Below are 7745 nucleotides of genomic sequence, written 5' to 3'. Positions count from 1 at the left end.
TTGATATCCCGGATCGCCCACTGGATCGTGTAACGATGAGACAAATTTTCTACTTTTACAATCGATTCTTCCATACAATAGATTTACTTTAATATATAACTCACGTGTTATTCGTCTCGAGAAAAACGATAAACTTTTCACAAAAAACCAACACAAAACCAATTATTTATTATTCAACAACTTATGCATCTTATACGACATATACTCGTAAGGCGACGTGGTAGCATCGGTACTTGTTCGTCTACCGCCTTATCCTTACCATGTGCTTGATAACGCTACTCATCCATTAACCGATCTGCCGTTCTCTCCGAAGACCAGCAATAATGCTATTAACAGGAGAGAACACTTATCGATCATCCTCATAATTATTGATTTTACACAATACACACACGACGTATAAAAACGTCCCGCATTTTAAAATTTTGGATGTGGATTTTAAATCCACATCCAAAACAAATACTCATTAATACCTGTCGAATACCAAATTATAGTATCCTCCCCATTTCCAGGAGACACTCTTAATATTCCCCAATCCAGATACCTGATGTTGAATACCGACAGCCCCCGGATCCGGAGACCCCAAAATTTCGGCATCAACGGCATTGATCAAATAAAAATACCCCTTATCCGTGGCAACACCCAACAGATAGTCTCCACCGGATGACGGACTCTCCATCAAATGGGTAATATTACCGCCATCCGGAAGAGAAGCATACAATTTCACCGCTTTCGTACTCATATCGTAGAAATACAAGCGATTGCCCTCCCCGAAATAGAGGTAAGAAGCTTTACGCAATTTCCAAAATACGGTATTATCGGAAATTTTATCGCTACCGGTAAATTCTTCTTGAGAAGCGTTCGTTACACTCAGGCTATTATACCCTCCGGATAACTTATACGTTTGCATCAAATATTTACCCGTACTCTCCTGTTTCAATATATTCACATAATTCTTTCCGTCCGTAAAATCCCCGCAATAGAGTAATTTATACCCATCCAAATTCAGGATATCGACGAAAGTGGTCGGATCAACCGGATTAATAATATCTATTTTTCCTCCCAAATAAGAGTTACCGGAATTAAAACTCGTGTAACAGGCTACAAATCTCTTGTGAAGCTGGTCGTATCCTAAAATAAAATTTGCCGCGTATACATTTATATTGAAGAATTCGGATATATCTGCCCCTCCGCCGGGGAAATAAACAGCCACATTCATAAACATCTGCTCATGTTTCATTACCGTAGAATTCGTATTCTTCCTCCAGTAAAGTTTTCCGTCGGTGCCTAACACGAAATCGCAATATCCGCCCCGGATAAATTGTTTGGTCTCGAATCCGACAGGATAAACCCCTCCGGGGAATTCATCCTTAATTTCCAATACTTTCGAGAAATCCAAACCGTTCAACACGGAGGCCCTTCCGCCTTTATAGATTATAACGACTTCATCCTCTTCATTACCGACAATATAAGCATCAGATCTTACAGGAACCTCTGAAGCCAAAGGATCATTCGGATGCAATTGAGAGTAAAGATCGATAAAATCCGTCCAATAATAAATGGTTTTATTGTCGTTATCTTTTCTGGAATCGCGGCGAACAAAATTCAAATTGGTTTTACCGTTATTCTCACTTAAGATAAACCAACCTTTCAAATAGGGAGATTGTACCGTCACCGAAGTTTGATAACGGGTAATCACCCCGGTCGCTTTTTCCGTAACATACAAATAACAAGTAAAGTTACCGCACTCCTCCGGCGTATACTCCAACACCCGGGTCTTAGCTATGGTATCGCCACCCCAAGTATGAATCCAAGTATAATCAAATGCATTTTCAGTCGTATCCCTTTCCGGATATTTCCAGGTTATTTTAGGAGTTATCTTCACGGACTCGCCTAAAACAACCGTTGTTTTTGTTTCTGCAGCGACCGTGGCAATTGTAATCTTGTTGTAATCCACAAGATCATAATTTCCCTTATCTTCATAACAAGCGGCTAATAAAGACGCCCATAATGCTATAATTATTATTCTTATTTTCATAATTCAAATCTTTAAAATTATCCACCTATCAGGTTAACGGTCATTTCCGTTCCATCATCTTCCCGAACTGTACGATTATTATCCTTCTCCCTTAACAGATAGTTTTTAAATATAATCGTGTAATAACGTAATTCATCTGCATTATCCGGATTCAAATCTGCAACACCGGTCTCCTGAATAAATAAGGTGTACTTTTTATCCGAATAGTCCCCGAGATAACTATTAGTCACGGTCGAATTCCACCAATCCGGTTTGGAAACCATATTAGTGACATAAAGGATATTTCCCAAACAATCCGTTTGCCCTAACCTGAAATGAGGCGTTGCTTCCAACTTCAAAGCCAATCGCAAAGCCTTGGTTTTAAGTTCGTTTGTTTTCTTAAACGTAACCCAACAGGTATCGATCACCTTTCCGGCCTTCATTACAAAACTGGCAGGCAAATCATAATTAGCCGTCGTAGCGTTCGTGTATTCGTCGGCCACTGTAATCTTATAATTCCGATCCTGTGTGGAGGGCTTACCTATAACCTCGACAACCACGGGAAAACGCAATTGATTATCGTTCGGGTAAGCTAAAAAAGAACATGTCGAAGAATCAGTAAGGCGCTTGACAAACTGAATATAATCGCCGGAATCGTATAACATGATATCATCCCTGTTACAAGAGAGAGTCATCCCAAAACAAACGACTACAAGTAATAACGTGTATATTTTTTTCATAATTTCTGCATTAGAATTGATAATCTGTTTCACTTTGCGGTAATGGGATCGTCCATTTCTCCGAACTCATCTTTATATTCTCTTCTCCGTTGAAGATATCCCGGTTCAACCGTTTAAACATATAGAAGGTCTGCCCCATGGTCAAGGTTTCCCGGATAATATCCGTCACTAACCTCTCTTTCAGTTGGTCGGCAGCTATCGTTTCTGGAATAGTCGTTTTAGCCCCTCTTTTTTGTCTGATCGTATTCAGCAATCCGACAGCTTCGGTAATCTGATTTTTATTGATCATACACTCGATCAGGATATGATACATCTCCGGGAAACTGATAATCGGAAGATAGGGACCTTGATTCTCAGCGGTAGAAGTAGCCGTATAAGAAGTCCCGGCAGGTCTGATCCAGGTCAGATACCTTTGATAACCATACCGATTGTAATATCCGACTAACCGATAATCATCCTCATCTCCTTTGAACAATTCTGTCATATTTTTCATACGAAAAGCATAATTACTCGTTCCGATCGTACTCTCCCAATTATCATAATTATTATTGTTGGAGAAAGCCATAAAGATCTCGTCCGGTTTTTTCGGGTAAACATAATCTTTATCCGTTATCAACCCTAAATAAGAAGCGGAGGTCCATTTAAACCAGTTCCGTTGATGGAAACGATAACAAATCCACGCATTTTTATAAGCATTATCCTGGTCTCCCAGGTACAAGTACATACGTGCCAACAATGCCGTAGCTCCCCAATAATTCATCCGATGACCGCGATAGCTGAAAAAGTCGTTAGGCGGTGCACTCGACCAGGAATTGGAGTGACGTAATCGGGCGGATGTCGATTTACACCACGACACGCAAAAAACAGTATCCACCTTAGTTAAAAGGGCCTTGGCTCGTTCCATATCCTCGATGATCAAAGTCTCCACCTCTTCGGCCGTCTTGTGCACCGGTTGATGATCGGGATAAGTAGTCACGTAAGGAATCGTGGTTCCGGCATAATTCGTAACAGGTGCCGGTGCAAAAAGACGATAGATATCGAAATGCAACATGGCGCGGACACCATACATTTCTCCTAATATCATATCTTTTTCGATACTTCCCAACTCGAAGAAGGTGGTATCTTTCCCTTCCACGTGTTGAATGATGTCATTGCATGCCGCAATGGTATTATAAGCCTTACTCCAGATTTGCTCCGTTACAGTTTCTGCATTTTCCCAATCAAATTGAGCCGCATAATATAAAGAGGTCGGCAGATAAGTAGTACTACTGGTTTGATAATTGTGCCCGATAGCACTGGCAAATCCCCATGTTAAATTCTTACCGTACAAATCGGTAGAAGACAATGACTTGTAAACACCGTTTACCGCCATTCTCACTCCTGTAATATCCGAGTACAAATCCTCTTCGACAAGTTCCGTATCGGATGTTACATCCAAGAAATCATTACAGGAGCTCAACACCCCGAGTAATAGTATAAAAATCCATATTCTTTTCATAATCTCTCTTTGTTAGCATTAAAAACTGGCATTCAACGTGAAGGTAAAGGTGCGAGCAAAAGGATAGGACAATCCCATCTCCTGCTTTATCGTAGAGAACGTCTTTATATCTTTCATGTTAAATTGTAATCTTAACATACTGAAACCAATCCTGTTAATCAAAGTCGGGTTAAAGTCATAAGCTAAAGATAAAGAGTTGAAAGTCACATAATTGTTTTTTTGCACGAACCGGGAAGTGGCACGCGTCACGTAATACCGATCCTGAATAGCTTTCAACGGGGTCACGTCGCCCACCTCTTGCCATCTATCCGTCCATACGCGCCGGTCCGCATTATAATCATTCAAATTCACGTTTTCAACATTATTGACTAAGGTCTGGTTGTATTTATCTCCACCCCATTCATACAAAAATGTAGTATACAAAGTGAATCGCTGATAACGGACATTCACCCCGAATGCTCCTTGAGCAGTAGGCTCTTCGTCTCCAATGACCTGCTGTTCTTGGGGACTCCAGTCGTAAGTGATGGTACCGTCTCGCTTTTGATAAATTTCTTTACCGTTTGCCGGGTTAATACCCAAAGATTTCATTCCGTAGATAGCTGTTAAAGAGGCTCCTTCTTCATATTTCAAAAGAGGCTTGGCATACTCCTTATTGCTATTACTTAACTGCAATACCCATGAACCCGTATAGTTATCATGATTATACCCCTCGTAATAATCGTTCACCCGTTCGTTATACTGTTTCAGGTAATCTGAAATTTTGGTAATCCTATTTTCATTATGTGATAAATTTGCAAAAAGATTCACATCCAAGTTTTTCGAAGAATAAGCACGTAAATTCAATATAACATCGACTCCCTTGTTTTGAATTTCTCCCATGTTATCCATATAAGTCTTAAACCCGGAAGAAGAAGGAAGCGAAACCTCGGTAATACCGTCTTTGGTTGTTTTGTTATAATAATCGATATCGAATTGAATCCGGTCATTCCATAAGCCGATCTCTGCACCGATACTCCATGAAAGCGTTCTTTCCCATGTCAGATCTTTATTACCCATTGCCATCGGAGCCGCACCGATTCCGGTCGGATACCAGTCATCCAACATGACGTCCCAAACATTTTTCGCCATATAGGGCTGGAAATTAGCCTTACCGGTCTCTCCCACGTTTCCTTTCAATTTCAACAAGGAGACAAAGTCAAGCCGCTTCATGAAATCGTAATTGTGCATGTTTACTCCGGCTCCGGCTGACCAGAAAGGAGCCCATTTACGATCCGCCCCGAATTCGGAGGATCCGTCGAAACGATAAGATCCGTCCAAAAGGTAAATATTATCGTAACTGTAATTGAACGTGGCGAAACCACCTAACAATCGTGTCTCGTTATCCGAAAAAGACGGTTTCGTAACGATCTCATAAGCATAAGCAGGTTCGTGCCGCTCAGCATCCGGAAAACCTCTGTAATGAGATCTCGCATACTCGTCATGAGTCGTACGAAGATTGATTCCCATACTGAAATTTATATTGTGTTTTCCGAAAGATCTGTTATAGGCACCGAATAAATTCAAGTTTAACGTATTGGTATTGGTCTCCGACAGATACAAATCCCCTTTCGTGAAAAGATCTCCCCTGCTATAAGTCCCGGAAAGGGGATCCGTGAAGGAAGAGGTATTAGCTTCTTTGAGGGTAAGCGCCAACTGTCCCTTAATTAACAAATAATCATTGATATACCAGTTTAAAGAAAGATTATTGGTCCACTCTTTATAACCGTTTTTGCTAAAATTACCCAACATAGCCTCATACAAGGGATTCTTGGAACTACCGCCGTAATTTCCCCACTGAGTCGTATTCTGAAGCATCTCTCCGGTCTCTTCATCGGCCCACAAATCATAGGGTTGTTTACTGGTATAATCCCTGAAGCTACCGTAAGGAGAATCTTTTGCCTTCACCACGTCATAATTGATTTGATTCTTTATTTGCAAACCTTTGTAACGATAGTCCAACGTCAACCCGGCTCCGACACGATCCCGATAGGATTCCTTCATAACTCCGTTTTGTTTATCGTAACGCAATTCGACACCGAAACGGATACTCTCGGTACCGCCCTCTACATACACGCTGTGTTTATGATTCACCTCCGTGGTCAACGGCTGAGATAACCAATAGTTATCGATACCCCGTAAAATCCGATTTCTTTTCTCTATATAATATCCCATTAAAGAGTTCAATTCGGACTCTTCACTCACAGAACCCAAATTCTGTAACCTCGGTTGAAACAATCCGGCAGCCCACTCTGCAGCCAATTTTTCCTCCGCATTCATCAGATCGTAACTGCTCAAATCCGGAGCAGTGATATCCAAATTTCCGTTGTAAGAGATACGCAGTTCCCCGGGAGCGGGAGGAACCGTCTCGATTACAATTACTCCGTTAGCCGCACGAGAACCGTAAATTGCGGTAGCAGCTGCATCCTTCAAAATATTGATATCCTTAATCCTGTTCAAATCGAGGTCATACACTTTTTCCACGCTCACCTCAAATCCATCCAAAATAAAGATAGGCAAGTTCGGATTCGTAGACAACGCAAACTCGGAAACATCCCCGGCTTGCAATTGATCCAACTCCTTCACTTGAGAGATCCCGGAGCGCCCCCGTACGTAAAATTCCGGCAACGTGTTCGGATCGGATCCCATCTCGTTGTTTTTTACTATTCTCAGAGAAGGATCAAATACCTGAAGCAAATCCATCACGTTACTGGTTCCCACCTTCATCAGTTCCTCTCTCTTTACTTGAGTGACAGAACCGGTAAAACTGGATTTCTTCACGTTCGCGTAACCCGTTACAATAACATCCTCCAACTTCACATCCTCCTCCTTCATCACGACATTGATCGTATCTTTCCCCGCGTACTTAATCTCCTGAGTTTCCATTCCGATAAAAGAAAAAACCAATGAAAAATCCTTCATCTCAGGCAAAGTCAACACGTAATTTCCATCGGCAGTCGTGGATACTCCCAAAGTTGTCCCTTTTACCACAACCGTTACACCGGGAATAGGATTTTTCTTTTCATCCGTTACTTTTCCCCGAATTCTAATTTGCTTCTCTGCAGTCGCTTGTACACTCTCTCGAGAGACAACAACCACCTGTTCACCCGAAATTTTATAGGTATATTTCGTCCCTTCAAATACCTTATCCAATACCTTGTCTAAGGTTTCATTCGTTACCGAGACCGAAATTTTTCCTAATGCTTTTTCTTGCTCATCGTTATAAAAAAATTTGTAAGAGGTCTGTTTCTTTATTTCCTGAAACAACATGGAAAGAGAAACATCTTTCAAATTCAAGGTCACCCGCTGTGGTTCGATCGGATTACTTTTGGCCGAAAAGCACAATAAATTTGTCCATAGAAAGGTCAACAAAAATATCCAAAAGACATTTTTTACTGACGCGGACAGAGAATACCGCTTTTTTTTCATAATTTTGTAAAGTTAAGTTTATATTAAA

At 41.1% G+C, this 7745-nt stretch carries 4 protein-coding genes; all 4 read right to left on the bottom strand.

The window, feature by feature from the left end; translation table 11 throughout:
• Positions 1–463 precede the first annotated feature (463 nt).
• From PGR74_RS08765 to PGR74_RS08750, 4 genes are read right to left on the bottom strand one after another with little or no spacing between them, the layout of a single operon-like run.
• Positions 464–2035 (bottom strand): PKD-like family lipoprotein, encoded by a 1572-nt coding sequence (locus PGR74_RS08765; RefSeq protein ID WP_041505440.1) that lies wholly within the window; start codon positions 2033–2035, stop codon positions 464–466.
• A 17-nt stretch (positions 2036–2052) separates the two neighbouring features.
• Entirely contained in the window at positions 2053–2754 is a 702-nt protein-coding gene (locus PGR74_RS08760) for a DUF4843 domain-containing protein (protein ID WP_041501979.1), read from the bottom strand.
• 10 nt (positions 2755–2764) lie between these two features.
• Complete coding sequence (locus PGR74_RS08755) at positions 2765–4252, bottom strand: RagB/SusD family nutrient uptake outer membrane protein (RefSeq protein ID WP_041505438.1); 1488 nt, start codon at positions 4250–4252, stop codon at positions 2765–2767.
• An 18-nt stretch (positions 4253–4270) separates the two neighbouring features.
• The gene (locus PGR74_RS08750; protein ID WP_052634302.1) at positions 4271–7717 is read right to left on the bottom strand and encodes a SusC/RagA family TonB-linked outer membrane protein; all 3447 of its coding nucleotides are present in this window, start codon (positions 7715–7717) and stop codon (positions 4271–4273) included.
• Positions 7718–7745: the final 28 nt, after the last annotated feature.

It is taken from the genome of Sanguibacteroides sp. AM78-02pH3A, assembly GCF_027666085.1.
Lineage (GTDB): Bacteria > Bacteroidota > Bacteroidia > Bacteroidales > Marinifilaceae > Gabonibacter > Gabonibacter massiliensis.
The sequence above is the reverse complement of the archived record's forward strand: the minus strand, read 5'-3'. Positions and strand labels throughout refer to the sequence as shown.